Annotated in this window: 14 protein-coding genes and 1 pseudogene; 9 read left to right on the forward strand and 6 right to left on the reverse strand. The window is 64.5% G+C overall.

Annotated features, from left to right (window positions below; translation table 11 throughout):
• Positions 1-18: 18 nt before the first annotated feature.
• A complete protein-coding gene (locus tag I6F28_RS04355) occupies positions 19-627 on the reverse strand; it encodes a pyridoxamine 5'-phosphate oxidase family protein (protein ID WP_035997919.1) in 609 nt (202 codons plus the stop codon).
• Between the two features lie 121 nt (positions 628-748).
• Here I6F28_RS04355 and I6F28_RS04360 point away from each other — a divergent pair, with 121 nt between their 5' ends.
• Entirely contained in the window at positions 749-1633 is an 885-nt protein-coding gene (locus tag I6F28_RS04360) for a LysR family transcriptional regulator (protein ID WP_035997918.1), read from the forward strand.
• A gap of 55 nt (positions 1634-1688) precedes the next feature.
• On the opposite strand, the gene I6F28_RS04365 is transcribed toward I6F28_RS04360, so the two are convergent.
• The gene (locus tag I6F28_RS04365; RefSeq protein ID WP_035997915.1) at positions 1689-2108 is read right to left on the reverse strand and encodes a PaaI family thioesterase; all 420 of its coding nucleotides are present in this window, start codon (positions 2106-2108) and stop codon (positions 1689-1691) included.
• Between the two features lie 415 nt (positions 2109-2523).
• On the opposite strand from I6F28_RS04365, the gene I6F28_RS04370 reads away from it, so the two are divergent.
• The 4 genes from I6F28_RS04370 (at position 2524) to I6F28_RS04385 (ending at position 6317) form a co-directional block, all read left to right on the forward strand.
• On the forward strand, positions 2524-3540 hold the full coding sequence (locus I6F28_RS04370; RefSeq protein ID WP_225139336.1) for a TRAP transporter substrate-binding protein: 1017 nt from the start codon (positions 2524-2526) through the stop codon (positions 3538-3540).
• Between the two features lie 280 nt (positions 3541-3820).
• Positions 3821-4330: a TRAP transporter small permease gene (locus tag I6F28_RS04375; RefSeq protein WP_035997911.1), complete on the forward strand. Its 510-nt coding sequence runs from the start codon at positions 3821-3823 to the stop codon at positions 4328-4330.
• A 2-nt stretch (positions 4331-4332) separates the two neighbouring features.
• Positions 4333-5652: a TRAP transporter large permease gene (locus I6F28_RS04380; RefSeq protein WP_225139337.1), complete on the forward strand. Its 1320-nt coding sequence runs from the start codon at positions 4333-4335 to the stop codon at positions 5650-5652.
• A 203-nt stretch (positions 5653-5855) separates the two neighbouring features.
• Complete coding sequence (locus I6F28_RS04385; RefSeq protein ID WP_035997901.1) at positions 5856-6317, forward strand: DUF3237 domain-containing protein; 462 nt, start codon at positions 5856-5858, stop codon at positions 6315-6317.
• Positions 6318-6400: 83 nt separating this feature from the next.
• Here the strand turns inward: I6F28_RS04385 and I6F28_RS04390 are convergent, their stop codons facing one another.
• The 3 genes from I6F28_RS04390 to I6F28_RS04400 form a co-directional block, all read right to left on the reverse strand.
• On the reverse strand, positions 6401-6607 hold the full coding sequence (locus I6F28_RS04390; protein ID WP_025033895.1) for a hypothetical protein: 207 nt from the start codon (positions 6605-6607) through the stop codon (positions 6401-6403).
• A 119-nt stretch (positions 6608-6726) separates the two neighbouring features.
• Positions 6727-7002, reverse strand: a complete 276-nt coding sequence (locus I6F28_RS04395; RefSeq protein ID WP_035997898.1) for a YiaA/YiaB family inner membrane protein — start codon at positions 7000-7002, stop codon at positions 6727-6729.
• A 52-nt stretch (positions 7003-7054) separates the two neighbouring features.
• Positions 7055-7750, reverse strand: coding sequence for a PspA/IM30 family protein (locus I6F28_RS04400; protein WP_035997892.1), 696 nt, complete (start codon positions 7748-7750; stop codon positions 7055-7057).
• Positions 7751-7851: 101 nt separating this feature from the next.
• Here I6F28_RS04400 and I6F28_RS04405 point away from each other — a divergent pair, with 101 nt between their 5' ends.
• The 4 genes and pseudogenes from I6F28_RS04405 to I6F28_RS04420 all read left to right on the forward strand — a co-directional run bounded on the left by I6F28_RS04405 (position 7852) and on the right by I6F28_RS04420 (position 13146).
• Positions 7852-8481: a TetR/AcrR family transcriptional regulator gene (locus tag I6F28_RS04405; protein ID WP_225139338.1), complete on the forward strand. Its 630-nt coding sequence runs from the start codon at positions 7852-7854 to the stop codon at positions 8479-8481.
• Positions 8482-8550: 69 nt separating this feature from the next.
• A complete protein-coding gene (hydA, locus tag I6F28_RS04410; RefSeq protein WP_036021456.1) occupies positions 8551-10005 on the forward strand; it encodes a dihydropyrimidinase in 1455 nt (484 codons plus the stop codon).
• Between the two features lie 120 nt (positions 10006-10125).
• Positions 10126-11397: a DUF892 family protein gene (locus I6F28_RS04415; RefSeq protein ID WP_225139339.1), complete on the forward strand. Its 1272-nt coding sequence runs from the start codon at positions 10126-10128 to the stop codon at positions 11395-11397.
• A gap of 127 nt (positions 11398-11524) precedes the next feature.
• Positions 11525-13146 (forward strand): annotated as a pseudogene (locus tag I6F28_RS04420) (ABC transporter substrate-binding protein).
• Here I6F28_RS04420 and I6F28_RS04425 read toward each other — a convergent pair.
• Positions 13143-14486, reverse strand: a complete 1344-nt coding sequence (locus tag I6F28_RS04425) for a glycoside hydrolase family 3 N-terminal domain-containing protein (protein WP_225139340.1) — start codon at positions 14484-14486, stop codon at positions 13143-13145. The pseudogene I6F28_RS04420 and the gene I6F28_RS04425 overlap by 4 nt on opposite strands.
• Positions 14487-14615: the final 129 nt, after the last annotated feature.

Raw genomic sequence — 14615 nt, forward strand, 5'->3', positions numbered from 1 at the left:
AGAGGCTAAGCTCGCCGCCTACCCCTTCAACGCCGCAAGCTCCGCCTCCAGCTCTGCGATCCTCGCATCTCTCGCGGCGAGCGCGGCCGCGACATCGGCTGCATCAAACTTCTGCGGGATGTGCTGCGGGCAGTTGGTGTCCCAGGCCGCGATCTTGAACAGGATCACTTGCTCGGGCCGGGCGCGGTAGCCTTTCGGCATCAGCGACGTGGTCAGGGCTTCGTCGTTCTCGACCACGCGCGCCTCGCCCCAGATCTTCACCCGGCGGCGGTGGGCGTAGTCCATCACGAAGATGTAGGCCTTGGGATTCTCCGAGAGATTTCCTTGCGTGATGAACTGCTGGTTGCCGGCGTAGTCGGCGAAGGCGAGCGTCTGCTTGTCCAGCACCTTGAGAAAGCCCTTCGGGCCGCCGCGGTGCTGGATGTAGGGCTGGCCGTCGGCTGAAGCCGTGGCGAAATAGAAGCTGTTGGCGTCGGCCAGGAACGCGGCGAGATTGTCGTCGACCTCGGTGCGCCAGCCGCGCTGCTCGCTGCGCGCATAGGCCTCGCGCGAGCCCTTGCGCGCCTGGATCGTCTTCACCGCCGGCGAAAAGGCCACGTCGCTGGCATAGGTGTGAACTGCCGTCATCGGAACATCTCCTGAAATCCCGGCGCATTGCTGCGTCTTCCGCGCCTAATCTGGACCTTTCGGCGTCTAAAACAATTCAGCAGCTTGACACTTCATCATTGCGATTTATGCAATAATGTCCATGGACCGCCTGGAAGCCATGCACGTCTTCGTCACGGTCGCCGACCTGCGCGGCTTCGCGCCGGCCGCGCGCAAACTGCGGCTGTCGCCGTCGGCGGTGACGCGGATGATCGCGGCGCTGGAGGAGCATCTCGGCGCGCGGCTGCTGCAGCGGACCACGCGGCAGGTGGCGCTGACCGACGTCGGCACGCGCTATTTGGAACGCGCGCGGCGCATCCTCGCCGACGTCGAGGAGGCTGACGGCTCGGCGCGGGAGGAGCGCAATCGGCCGAGCGGGCGTCTCGTCGTGTCCGCGCCGGTCGGCTTCGGCCGGCTGCATGTCGGGCCTCTCATGACCGCCTATCTCAAGCGCTATCCCGAGGTCGCCGCCGAACTCAGGCTGTCCGACCATCTCGTCAACCTCGTCGAGGACGCCGTCGATGCCGCGGTGCGGATCGGCCATCTCGCTGATTCCTCGCTTGTGGCGCGCCAGGTCGGCGAGATGCGGCGGATCGTGGTGGCCGCGCCCGGTTATCTCAAGCGCAACGGCGAGCCGAAGACGCCGGAAGCGCTCGCCACGCACCAGACCATCCAGTTCGGCCCCTGGTCCGAATGGCGTTTCCTGCGCGACGGCCGCGATATCGGGCTGCCGCTGTCGCCTCGCTTCATCAGCAACAGCGCCGACGCCGCCCTGCAATATGCCGAGGCCGGCGGCGGCGTGACGCGGGTGCTGGCCTATCAGGCCGCCGAGGGCCTGAAGCGCGGACGCCTGAAGATCGTTCTGGCGCAATACGAGCAGCCGGCGTTGCCGATCCACATCGTCTACCCGACCTCGCGCCTGCTCTCGGCCAAGGTGCGCGCGTTCGTCGACCTCGTGGTGGAGACGGCGGAGTGGAGGTTTGGGTGATCTTTTCCGTCATGGCCGGGCTTGCCCCGGGCATGACGACGGAGAGAGTTGGGCCTTACCCCTTCTTCGGCACTACCCGAAACGTGCCGCTGGCCCGCGCGATCACGGCGTCGTCCGCCTTCACCAGGCACTGCGCGAAGCAGATCGTGTTCCCGGTCTTGATCGCCTCGCCCTCGACCGCCAGCCATTGGCCGATCTCGGCGGCGCCGACATAGTCGACCGACAGCGAGATGGTGACGAATGACGTGGTCCAGCCCGTCGCCTGGGCGCAGCTGTAGCCCATGGCGGCGTCAGCGAGCGCCGCGATCAGCCCGCCATGGATCAATCCGCGGGCGTTGGTGTGCGGCGTCGCCAGGCGCAGTCCGACGGTGACGCCCTTATCGGTCTTCTTCGAATAGAGCGGCTCCCAGGGATCGGTCAGCGGCGCTTTGCGGAAATGTGGCTCGTAGCCGGCGGGGATGTCGGTGCGGGTCATGGCGGTCTCGCTTCATTGCCTCGGCTGCATTGGAAGCGAATGACGCGAGGAATGCATCACCTACAAAGCTTTAAACGGAATTTGTGCAGATGTTTGAAACGAGCCCCGCCATCGCCGCAACGGCCCGACGATTGCGACCTTTGTCCGCAATACATGCTGCTTCCGATCCTGTTAGGCTTTGGCCGCAGCCTGCTTGTGGCAAAGGCTCGCAGGCGATAATTATACCATATAACGTTTGCGCAAAGGGAGAGCGGTGGTCGCCCGAGCAGCGACAAATCCATGCAACATGACTGACGTAGATGGCGCGACACGGCGGGCCTCAGTTCCGGCTTGAACGCGCCGGCGAATTAGATAACATGTTAATTAACGAGACCGGGCCAACGAAGCCCGCCGTCGCAAAAGGGAGAGACGCGTGATGAGGAAAGCCTGTCTGGCCTTGCTGCTGGCAGCAAGCGTGAGCCCCGCGCTCGCGCAGGACAAGACATTTGACCTAAAGGTCTCGCACTGGGTGCCGGCATCGCATCCGCTGCAGAAATCGCTGGAAGACTGGGTGGCTGCGGTGAACAAGGATTCCGGCGGCACCATTACCGGCAAGGTGTTTCCGGCCCAGCAGCTCGGCAAGGCCTTCGACCATTACGACATGGCGCGCGACGGCATCGCCGACGTCACCTATGTCAATCCCGGCTACCAGCCCGGCCGCTTCCCGATCATCGGCGCCGGGGAATTGCCGTTCCTGATCTCGGATGCCAAGGGCGGCTCGATGGGGCTCGACGCGTGGTATCGCAAATTTGCCGAGAAGGAGATGAAGGACGTCAAATACTGCCTCGCCTTCGTCCACTCGCCCTCCTCGTTCCATTCCCGCACCAAGAAGATCGTCAACCCCGAGGACGTGAAGGGCATGAAGATCCGCCCGGCGCACGCTACCATGGCGAACTTCGTCACCTCGCTTGGCGGCACCAATGTGCAGTCCTCGGCGCCGGAAGTGCGCGACATCATCGAGCGCGGCGTCGCCGACGGCGTCACCTTCCCCTGGGGCTCACTGGTGCTGTTCGGCATCGACAAGGTGACCAAGTACGACATGGAGGCGCCGCTCTACACCACGACCTTCGTGTTCGTGATCAACAAGGACAAGTACAATGCGATGTCCGACAAGCAGAAGGCCGCGATCGACAAGAACTGCACGGTCGAGATGGCAGGCGCGGTCGGCGAGCATTGGGGCAAGTTCGAGGACGCCGGCATCGCCAAGGTGAAGGCGGAATCCAGCCATGAGGTCTACAAGCTGACGCCCGAGCAGACCGCGGCTTGGAAGAAGGCCGCCGAGCCGCTGGTCAAGACCTGGGGCGACGGCGCCAAGAAGGCCGGTGCCGATCCCGACGCCGCGCTCGCGGATCTCAAGGCCTCGCTGAAGAAATACAACGCGCTGGCGGAGTGACGCGGTGGCGAAGGAAACGCGGCGGCGGGATTGGTCCTGCCGCCGTTGCCTTGCAAGCTGAGAGCAGCTGAGGAGCGCACCGTGTCTCTTCCCCCTCTCCCCGCTTGCGGGGAGAGGGTTGGGGTGAGGGGGAGTCTCCGCAGGGACGGTGACAATCGGACGCGTGGATAGTCCCCCTCACCCGCCACGCTTCGCGTGTCGGCCTCTCCCCGCAAGCGGGGAGAGGCGAAGTGCCGCCGCCAGAGCCGAGAATGAGAATAGCAGTGCTTAGGAAACACCCATGAAGCGCTCCTGGATGGATCGCGTGATCGACTCGATCGAATGGATCGCGGCCGGCTTCGTCGGCATCGTCGCGCTCGACATCTTCCTGTCGGTGCTCTTGCGCAACACGCTGAACTATTCGATCCCCGACAGCTTCGACATCGGCCGAATGCTGCTCGGCATCCTCATCTTCTGGGGCATCGCGGCAACCTCCTATCGCGGCACCCACATCACGGTCGACCTGGTCTGGGGCAATGTCGGGCCGCGCCATCAGCGCTGGATCGACGTGTTCGCGACCCTGGTGCTGCTGTTCGTCGTCACCGTGCAGACCTGGACGCTGTTCGACAAGGTCCGGCTGACCTACAACGACAACGTTCAGACCTTCGACCTGCACATGCCGACATGGCCGTTCTTCCTCGTCGCGTGGATCGGCGACGTCTGCGCCGTGCTGCTGATCGCGATCCGCACGTACCGGCTGATCTTCCACCCCGAAGACATGCATGAACCCAAGATCAAGGTGACGGAGTAACCATGAGTACCGACGCCGTCGCCGTCATCGGCTTCGTCGCCCTGTTCGCCCTGATGCTGCTGCGCGTGCCGGTCGGCATGGCCATGGGCCTCGTCGGCGTGTGCGGCTTCAGCTATCTCGTGGGCTCGACACCGGCCCTGAAGATGGTCGGTCAGGTCACCATGCGCACCGTGACCGACTACACCTTCGGCGTCATCCCGATGTTCCTGCTGATGGGCTCCTTCGTCAGCAATTCCGGCATGAGCCGCGAGCTATTCCGCGCCGCCAACGGCTTTGTCGGACATTTGCGCGGCGGACTCGGCATTGCCACCGTTGGCGCCTGCGGCGGCTTTGCCGCGATCTGCGGGTCCTCGGTCGCGACCGCGGCGACCTTCTCCGCCGTCGCCTATCCCGAGATGCGGCGCTTCGGCTATCCGCAATCCTTCGCCACCGGCGTGATCGCGGCCGGCGGCACGCTGGGCGCGATGCTGCCGCCATCCACTGTTCTTGCGGTCTACGGCATCATCACCGAGCAGGACATCGGCAAGCTGTTCATCGCCGGCATCATCCCGGGCCTGCTCGCGATGACCATGTACATGATCACGATCTCCCTGATCGGCTATTTCCGCCCCGAGTTCCTGCCCAAGGGCAAGGTGACGCCGTGGCGCGAGCGCTTTGCCGGATTGAAGGAGATCTGGGCACCGGTGCTGCTGTTCATCTTCGTCATCGGCGGCCTCTACGGCCTGCCCTTCCTGCCGCGCTTCACGCCGACCGAGGCCGGCGGCGTCGGCGCGACCGGGGCCTTCATCATCGGCGTGCTGACCGGCCGGCTCGACCGCGAGAAGGTGCTGGCCTCGCTGCTGCAGGCGACGCGCACCGCGGCTGCGGTGTTCACCGTGCTGATCGGCGCGCTGATCTTCGGCTATTTCCTCACGGTGACGCAGACGCCGCAGAAGGTGACGGAATTCCTCACCGGGCTCGGCCTCGGCCCCTACGGCGTGCTGGCGCTGATCATGGTGATGTATCTCGTGCTCGGCTGCCTGATGGATGCCATGGCGATGATCATCCTGACCGTGCCGATCATCTTCCCGGTGATCATGCATCTGGGGTTCGATCCGATCTGGTTCGGCATCATCATCGTCGTGACCGTCGAGCTCGGCCTGATCACTCCGCCCGTGGGCATGAACGTCTTCGTCATAAAAAGCGTGGTGAAGGACGTCTCCTTCTCCACCATCTTCAAGGGCGTAAGCCCGTTCGTGGCAACGGACCTCGTGCGCCTCGTGATCCTGATCGCCTTGCCGCTGCTGGCGACCTGGCTACCGACGCGAATGATGGCGCATTAGAGGTGACAAGATTGAATGCCGCACGGCGTGGCTGCTTCCCCTCTCCCCTTGTGGGAGAGGGTGGCTCGCCGCGATAGCGGCGAGACGGGTGAGGGGTCTCTCTCCGCGAGCACGCGTGTGGAGATAGACCCCTCATCCGGCGCTTCGCGCCACCTTCTCCCACAAGGGGAGAAGGGAAGGCTCGTCGATAATTGGAGGCAGACATGACCACCCCGACCCTCGAAACAAGATACGTTTTCACCATCACCGCGCGGATCGGCGACGTCGTGACCGCGGGCGAGACCGGGATCGGCGTCCGCCGCATCATTCCGATCATCGGCGGCGAGGTGACGGGCGCGGTCAGCGGAAAGGTGCTCCCCTTCGGCGCCGACTTCCAGACCATCCGGCCCAACGAGTTGATCGATCTCGAAGCGAAATACGCCTTCGAGACCGACGACGGTGCGACCGTCTACGTCGAGAACAAGGGTATGCGCTTCGGCCCGGTCGAGCTGTTGCACAAGCTCAAGCGCGGCGAGCCGGTCGATCCGAAGCTGATCTATTTCCGCACCGTGCCGAAGTTCGAGACCGGGCACGAGACGTACCGCTGGCTGATGGAGCACATCTTCGTGGCGTCAGCGGCGCGCCATGCGGATCGCGTCGTGATCGACGTGCATCAGGTGATGTGAGGGAGAGGCCGTAGGGCCTCTAGCCGGATCGCGCCGGACGATGCTGCGCATCGCCGGGGGCGACCCGGATGAGGTGAAGACGCCTACAACGTCTCTTGCTTATGCCCGCAGTTCTTGCAGGCGAACTTGACGCGGGTCTGGCCCTTCTCCGCCTGCACCCGGTTCGGCGCTCCGCACTTGCCGCAGACAGCCTCGATGCGGGTCGTGCCCTGCTTGACCACGATGGTCTTCTTTTCCATCGATTCGCGGATCAGGCGCTCGGCCTCCTCGCGCAGGGATTGTTTCGACAAAGCTCGTCTCCGCCTCTGGAAAGCGCGAGAGCCATATCGCACCTGCACGCGAAGCACAATGCACCCTGCCTGCCGCGCGCGCCCCTGTCGCCCCAGAGCGCGCGCTGCGACCGTTCGCCTTACGCCGCCTTCGAGACCTCCATCAGCAGCCGCTCGGCCTTGGCATCCTCGATGCGGTTCACGAGGCGGCTGCTCTCATGATTGTCGCGCACGGTCTTGGTCAGGGTGACGCAGGTCTGGATCATCATCACGATGCCCATGGTGAGATAACCCTTCATCCAGAGGTCGATCGGCAGGAAGAAGATGCCGATGGCGACGAGGAAGGCGGAAGCTGCGAAGGACGCGTAGGTGAAGCTCACCCAGGCGCCGCTGTGGGGCTGGCCATTCTGGTTCATGATGGTCTCCTGTCGATTGGAATGATGATTGCGTTCGGATTGGAACTTGAGATCAGGCCGCCGGCATGCGCCTGGACTTCAAGCGCGCCAGCACATCGTCGGCGGTCGTCTTGAGCCGCGGGCCGAAGCCCTGCTCGGCGAGTCGTTCGGCGGTGGCGAGCGGGCCGGTGGCCGCGTCGAGCTCGACCAGGGCATCGTCGGCCGCCTGAGCCTCCATCTGCCGCTCGCGCAGACGCCTCAGCGTCCCCTCCGCCTCCGGCAATGTCGATTCATAGGGGCGCGCGGCCTCGATGCCGCTGCGGCGAAGCGAGCGCACCGCTTCCGAGGCGCGGGCGATCCGGCGACCGCGATCGAGCTCGGTGATGCGGGCCTGCGCGTTGGCGACGTGGCGCTTCAGCCTGATGATCTCGGTCGCGAACAGCGCGCGCGCCGTCATGGCCGCATCGCGATCGGCCTCCAGCGCCGCAATGGCTTCGGCGGCCTCCTTGGCGAGGTCCTCGCGGCCGCCATCCAGCGCCGCAACGGCACGGGTCTCGAGATCGGCGATACGCGCATTCGTGGCCTCGAGCTTGCGGCCTTCCTGCTGGTCCTGCGCGATTGCCAGCGCCAGCGTGCGCTTGCTGCGCTCGACGGCTGCGGCTGCATCGCGCATCTGCTGATCCAGGATCAGAAGGGCGGTGCGATCTTCCAGTTCCTCGCCCGCAGCGGCGACGCTGCCGCGGAAGAGGGTCACGACGGTCTTGAACATTGGTTGCTCCCTATCTATGAGCGTTGCTCACAGAGTTTGTAGCAGGAACCTTGAACATCGTTCAATATTATTTTGAGCGACGCTCAAGAATTTGGTTAAGAATGACTAAGGCCCTGGAACGGCGAGAGAAATTGCGTGCGGCCCTGATCCAGGCGGCCGAACAGATGATCGCCGAGCGGGGGCTGGCGGGTCTCAAGACCCGCGATTTGGCCCGCGAGATCGGCTGCGCCAATGGCGCGGTCTACAATCTCGTGGCTGATGTCGACGAACTGATCCTGCGGGTCGGCTCGCGCACGCTGCTCCGGCTCGACGAGACGCTGAATCTCGCAACAAATGCCGGCGAGCCATCGCCACGGGAATCCCTGGTCCGCATCGCCCTCGCCTATTGCGATTTCGCCGCCGAAAACCTCCAGCTCTGGCGCGCGCTGTTCGAGCACCGGATGGAGACGGGCAAGCTGGTGCCGGATTGGTCCGTGCACGACCAGATGCAGCTGTTCCGTCATATCTACCAGCCGCTGGCCGCACTGTTTCCTGGGCGCAGCCCGGAGGAACTCGGCATCACCGCACGCAGCCTGTTCTCGGCCGTGCATGGCATGGTGGCGCTCGGGCTGGAGCAGAAGCTGGTGGCCGTGCCGCTGCCGGCGCTGCGCAAGGAGATCACGGGCCTCGTGCGCGCGATGATCGACGGGCTGATCGCGCACGACGTGAAAGGAGCGGCGGCGGCTGACTAAAATTTCACCTGTCGCATCGCCAGTCGCGCGCTTAGCCTTCGAGCCGTCCCTCACCTCTCGGAGCACCTCATGCCCCTCCTCATCCGCGGCGGCACCGTCGTCAATCACGATCATTCGCGCCGCGCGGACGTGCTGATCGACGGCGAGACCATCGTCGCGATCGGCGCAGCGCTCGATGCGCCGACAGGTAGCGAGGTCATCGATGCAGGCGGCGCCTACGTCATCCCGGGCGGGATCGATCCGCACACCCATCTCGAAATGCCGTTCATGGGCACCGTCACCGCCGACGATTTCGAATCCGGAACCAAGGCGGCGCTGAGCGGCGGCACCACGATGGTGGTGGATTTCTGCCTGCCCGATCCCGGCCAATCCATGCTCGCGGCGTATCAGGAGTGGCGGCACAAATCCGAGAAGGCGGCCAGCGACTACGGCTTCCACATGGCGGTGACGTCATGGTCGAAGCAGATCCATGACGAGATGGAGATTGTGGTCAAAACCTACGGCATCAACACCTTCAAGCATTTCATGGCCTACAAGGGCGCGCTGATGGTGAACGACGACGAGCTCTACAACTCGTTCGCGCGTTGCGCCCATCTCGGCGCCATGCCTGTCGTCCATGCCGAGAACGGCGACGTCGTCGCCCTGATGCAGGACGCGCTGATTGCGCGCGGCGTCACCGGCCCGGAAGGCCACGCCTATTCACGGCCGCCGGAGGTCGAGGGCGAAGCCACCAACCGCGCCATCATGATCGCGGACATGACGGGCACGCCGGTCTATATCGTCCACACCAGCTGCCGCGAGGCGCATGAGGCCATCGCGCGGGCACGCGCCGCCGGCAAGCGCGTCTATGGCGAGCCGCTGATCCAGCATCTGCTGCTGGATGAGCGTGAATATCAGAACAAGGACTGGGATCATGCCGCACAGCGCGTGATGTCGCCGCCGTTCCGCGACAAACAGCATCAGGACAGCCTCTGGGCCGGCCTGCAAGCCGGCTCGCTCCAGGTGGTTGCGACCGATCATTGCGCCTTCACCACCGAGCAGAAGCGGTTCGGGCGCGGCGATTTCAGGAAGATCCCGAACGGCACCGGCGGCCTCGAAGATCGCCTGGCGCTGCTCTGGACCGCGGGCGTCGCCACGGGGCGGCTGACCAAAGAGGAATTCGTCGCGGTGACCTCGGCGAACATCGCCCGCATCCTCAACATCTATCCGCGCAAGGGCGCGGTCGCCGTCGGCTCGGATGCCGATATCGTGGTGTGGGATCCCAAGGCGAGCAAGACCATCAGCGCCAAGCGGCAGATGAGCCGGATCGATTACAACGTGTTCGAGGGTTTTGCCTGCACCGGCGGTGCGGCCGCGACGCTGTCGCGCGGCCGTATCGTCTGGAAGGATGGCGACCTGCGCGCCGAGGCCGGCGATGGACAATACGTCGAACGTCCCGCCTTCTCGCCGGTGCATGTGGCAAATTCGACCTGGAAGGAACTGACGGCCCCGCGCGCCGTCGCGCGCAGTGCGGTGACGCCGTAAGCCATCGCGCTCCCTGGCAGAGGTCCGGGGCAACGACAGCCTCGATCCTGGAGAGACTTAGGAACGAACGGCTGGAGGCCTCGTTGTCGCGTAGTTTCTCTCCAGCACGCGAGTCTCCCCATGTATCACCACGTCAAGAAGCTGATGTTCACCGTGCGCGTCGACGAACCCGATCCGCGCTTCGGCAATATGCTCCTCGAGCAGTTCGGCGGCGCCAACGGCGAACTTGCGGCTGCGATGCAATATTCGATTCAGGGACTGAATTGCGAGGATCCCGACCGCAAGGACCTCTTGATGGATATCGGCACCGAAGAGCTCAGCCATCTCGAGGTCGTCGGTTGCCTCGCCCGGATGCATCTTGCGCCCTCGCGGAACGACCGCCAGGCGGCGGAGGCCGATCCGCTGATCGCGATTGCCGGCGGAGGCGGCGTCAATCTGTTCAACTCGCAAGGCAATCCCTGGACCGCCGATTATCTCAAGATCACGGGCGAGCTCGACGTCGATCTCCGCAGCAACATCGCGGCAGAAGCGCGTGCCAAGATCGTCTACGAGCGCCTGATCAATTTTTGCGACGATGCCGGCAGCAAGGACGCGCTGCAATTCCTGATGACGCGCGAGATCACGCATATGAAGGCGTTCGCGCGCGCACTCGAGAGCCTGTCGAAGCCGGCCTTCAGCATCGGCCGGATTGCCCCGACGCCCGGCCTCGTGAACCAGTACTTCAACGATTCCACCGGCAGCGGCGACCATGGCGAAATCGACACCCGCGGCCCGTGGAACGAGGGCGAGGACTGGGTGTTCACGGAATCGCCTGCGCTGCAATCCGCCGATCCGGGCGCTGCCACCCCGATCGTCACGGAGAGCTCGCCGCCTGTAGACGAGGCCGGCCTGACCGATCTGCTGCTCCATGAGCTGCGTGACATCCTCCATGCCGAGAAGCAGCTGACCAAGGCGCTCCCGAAGATGGCGCAGTCCGCCCGCTTCGACCAGTTGCGGGAACTGTTCGAACAGCATCTGGCCGAGACCGAAAACCAGGTCGAGCGCATCAACGAGTGCTTCGAGCTGCTCGGCGAGAACGCTCGCGCCAAGCCTTGCAAGGGCATGATGGGCCTGATCGAGGAAGGCCAGGAGGTCATGAAGGAAAGCCAAGAGAAGGAGGATGCAGCCGCCGACCTCGCGCTGATCTCCGCGGCGCAACGCGTCGAGCATTACGAGATGTCCGGCTATACCACCGCGCGCAACCTCGCGCAGCAGCTGCGCCACAGCGCGATCGTCGCCCTGCTCTCCAAATCCCTTGCGGAAGAAGAGAATGCCGATCTCCTGCTCAACCAGGTCGCGCGATCGCTGATGTCGGTGGCGAAGATGCCCGCCGCGCTGGAGCAGGCCGAGTAGTCCGCGCCGACGCGCAACACCTATCGATCCAAGCCGCCTCGCCTTGTCGCGGGGCGGCTTGGGGCTTCCTGGCTCTGGCATACAGCTTGCCTCTCGATGCCGGACAATTCCGGAACGGGAGGCACTCTTGAGCATTTCACCCCTCGATTTGAACCGCCGGAGCGTCATGCTCGGCGGCCTCGGTGTCGCCGGTACGGCAGCCTTTGCGCCGCGTCTTGCCTGGGCGCAGGGACGCAGCGAGACGTTGCTGGTGGTGCAGGAGCTGGGGCCGAATTCGCTGGACATGCAGGGCGTCGGCTCCAACCAGACCGTGACGGCCTGTCCTGGAATTGCTACGACCGCCTGCTCACCTACGCCGCCAAGACACTGCCGGACGGCACGTTGTCGTATGACCGCGAGAAGCTCGCGCCCGAGCTCGCCGAGAGCTGGGAGGTCGCCGCCGACGGCATGTCCTGCACCTTCAAGCTTCGCAAGGACGCAAAATTCCACGACGGCACGCCTGTGACCGCCAAGGACGTCAAATGGTCGTTTGACCGCGCCGTGAAGGTCGGCGGCTTTCCGACCTTCCAGATGTCGGCGGGATCGCTGGAAAAGCCGGAGCAGTTCGTGGTGGTCGACGACCACACTTTCCGTATCGACTATGTCCGCAAGGACAAGATGCTGCTGTTCAACGTGGCCGTCGTCGTGCCCTTCATCATCAATTCCGAGCTCGCCAGGAAGAACGCGACGCCGGAAGATCCGTGGGCGCTGGCCTGGCTGAAGAACAACGAGGCCGGCGGCGGCGCCTACAAGATCGAGAGCTGGAAGCCGGGCAGCGAGACCGTGCTGACGCGCTTCGACGACTGGAAGAGCGGGCCGCTGCCGAAGGTCAAGCGCGTGATCGCCCGCGACGTTCCCTCCGCCGGCACGCGGCGTGCCATGCTGGAGCGGGGCGATGCGGATATTTCCAGCGGCTTTGCCCCGCGCGATTTCGAGCAGATCATCAAGGAGGGCAAGGTCAAGGTCTCGGGCGTGCCGATCCCGAACGCGCTGTGGTACGTCGCGCTGAACACCGCCAAGCCGCCGTTCGACAATGTCAAGCTGCGCCAGGCCATCGCCTGGGCCATGCCGTACGAGCAGATTCAGACCAGCGCCTTCTTCGGCCGCGCCGTTCCCATGTATGGCGGCACCGCCGAAGTCTCAAAGCCGGTGTGGCCGCAACCGTTTCCTTACGTCACCGATCTCGACAAGGCCAAGGCTCTGCTGAAGGAAGCGGGCTTCGAAGCCGGCCTGGAGACGACGCTGTCGCTGGACACAGGCACCGCCACCGTCGGCGAGCCGACCGCGATCCTGATCCAGGAGAATCTCGCCAAGATCGGCATCAAGGCGGCAATCGAAAAGATTCCCGGCGCGAACTGGCGCACGACGCTGAACAAGAAGGAGCTGCCGCTCGCGCTCAACCGCTTCAGCGGCTGGCTCGATTATCCCGAATATTACTTCTACTGGAATTTCCACGGCAACAACTCGATCTTCAACATCTCCTCATACAAGAACAAGGAGATGGACGCCCTGATCGACAAGGCGCGCTTCACCACCGATGCCGCCGAATACGACAGGACGGTGAAGGATTTCATCGCGCTCTGTATGCGCGACGTCCCCGTGGTTCCGCTCAACCAGCCGATCCACGACGTTGCCATGCAAAAGGGCATCTCCGGCTACGAATTCTGGTTTCACCGTGAACCGGACTACCGCCAGTTCGCGAAGGGCTAGTTCTGCCGGGCGACGCTGATGGCGCGTGAGGCAGCTCGTGCCTGCATGGTCGAAAAGCCGCGCTCCAGGCGCGCGGTGCTCGCATGCAGCATCGCAGCGTCGAGCCTGCCCTGTCGCGATCCTTCCAGGGCGCAGGCAAAGACACGGTAGAACTGCGCGCCGTCATAGGCGACCAGCAGCAGATCGACGCCGGCATTGATCGCCTCGACCACGGCCTTGCAGACGTCGTTCTGGTAGATCGCGCCCATGATGAGGTCGTCGGTCATCACCACGCCCTGGTAACCCCACGTCCCACGAATGATCCCATCGACAACGCGCTTCGAATGCGAGGCGGCGCGATCGGGATCGACGGCTGTGAGCGTGACGTGGCCGACCATGAGGGCGCTGCGCGAATGCGACAGCACCTCGCGGAACGGGAGCCAGTCGGTTGCTTCCAGCTCCTTCACCGGCGTGTCAAGATTGGCGCTGAAATGATGCGTGTCGGCGCGCACGCGGCCAATGCCGGGAAAATGCTTGAGCGTGGCGCCGACGCCCGTCTCTTCCAGCCCGCGCACATAGGCGCTCGCAATGGTGCTGACGACGGCGGGATCGCTCGCAATCGCGCGCTGGCCGATCAGCGTGTGAAAATCGAGGCGGTTGCGCCGCGCCGGCGGCTTGAGGTCGAGCACCGGCGCAAGATTGAGGTTGACGCCGACGTGGGCGAGCTCGCGGCCGTGGATGCGGCCGAACTCCTCGGCCTTGGCCTGCTGCGCATCGGAAGCCAGTCCCGTGAGCGTCGCCAGCGCCGGCACTTTCGTCAGTGGCGGCGCAAGATGCCCGACGATGCCGCCCTCCTGATCGGCGGCGACGATCAGCGGCGGCAGGCCGGCTGCGCGCCTGAGATCCTGCAGCGCCGCGATCTCGGCCCGCAGCGTCTCGATGGCACGGCCGCGGATGTTGTGCCGGGTGACATAGACGCCGCCGATCAGGCCCTGCTCGGCGAGACGCGCGACCTCGGGAAAGGAGGAATAGCCGACCATGAAGTGCGGCCCGAGCTGCCGCGCTTCGGCGGCGCCGGCGCCGAGAACGTCATGCTTGCGCAGCTCGAACTTCAGATGCGCGGCGGACATCAAGCCAGGCGGCACGCACCAGAGCACGACGAGCGCCTTGCCGGCGAAGGTGCGCCAGTGACCGCTGCGCAACAAAAGAGCGACGATTGCGATGCTTGCGACGACAAGGGAGATGTTTCCGGCGCCACGCAGCACGAGCAGATAGGGATCGTTCTTGTTCGCGGCGACAAATGCAGCGAGCGGCGCGGCGAGCCAGAGCAGGACGAGACCGATGCGGTTGAGCAATTGCATGATGCACCAGGTGCGATGGGCGATGAATGTTTCGCACCTAGCAAAGCGAATCGCGCTGCGCGAGAGGCAAAAGCGCGCCTGCACGAAAACTGCAAGAAACTCCTGAAGCCGTGCAGACGATGATCCCGC

The organism is Bradyrhizobium sp. NBAIM14, assembly GCF_020193895.1.
Lineage (GTDB): Bacteria > Pseudomonadota > Alphaproteobacteria > Rhizobiales > Xanthobacteraceae > Bradyrhizobium > Bradyrhizobium yuanmingense.

Bases quoted from the DNA above. Each gene is read 5' to 3' on its own strand.
- I6F28_RS04380 (WP_225139337.1), top strand. From the start codon at position 4,333: ATGAGTACCGACGCCGTCGCCGTCATCGGCTTCGTCGCCCTGTTCGCC.
- hydA (WP_036021456.1), top strand. From the start codon at position 8,551: ATGCCCCTCCTCATCCGCGGCGGCACCGTCGTCAATCACGATCATTCG.
- I6F28_RS04365 (WP_035997915.1), bottom strand. From the start codon at position 2,108: ATGACCCGCACCGACATCCCCGCCGGCTACGAGCCACATTTCCGCAAA.
- I6F28_RS04405 (WP_225139338.1), top strand. From the start codon at position 7,852: ATGACTAAGGCCCTGGAACGGCGAGAGAAATTGCGTGCGGCCCTGATC.
- I6F28_RS04385 (WP_035997901.1), top strand. From the start codon at position 5,856: ATGACCACCCCGACCCTCGAAACAAGATACGTTTTCACCATCACCGCG.
- I6F28_RS04395 (WP_035997898.1), bottom strand. From the start codon at position 7,002: ATGAACCAGAATGGCCAGCCCCACAGCGGCGCCTGGGTGAGCTTCACC.
- I6F28_RS04360 (WP_035997918.1), top strand. From the start codon at position 749: ATGGACCGCCTGGAAGCCATGCACGTCTTCGTCACGGTCGCCGACCTG.
- I6F28_RS04400 (WP_035997892.1), bottom strand. From the start codon at position 7,750: ATGTTCAAGACCGTCGTGACCCTCTTCCGCGGCAGCGTCGCCGCTGCG.
- I6F28_RS04425 (WP_225139340.1), bottom strand. From the start codon at position 14,486: ATGCAATTGCTCAACCGCATCGGTCTCGTCCTGCTCTGGCTCGCCGCG.
- I6F28_RS04355 (WP_035997919.1), bottom strand. From the start codon at position 627: ATGACGGCAGTTCACACCTATGCCAGCGACGTGGCCTTTTCGCCGGCG.
- I6F28_RS04415 (WP_225139339.1), top strand. From the start codon at position 10,126: ATGTATCACCACGTCAAGAAGCTGATGTTCACCGTGCGCGTCGACGAA.
- I6F28_RS04375 (WP_035997911.1), top strand. From the start codon at position 3,821: ATGAAGCGCTCCTGGATGGATCGCGTGATCGACTCGATCGAATGGATC.
- I6F28_RS04370 (WP_225139336.1), top strand. From the start codon at position 2,524: ATGAGGAAAGCCTGTCTGGCCTTGCTGCTGGCAGCAAGCGTGAGCCCC.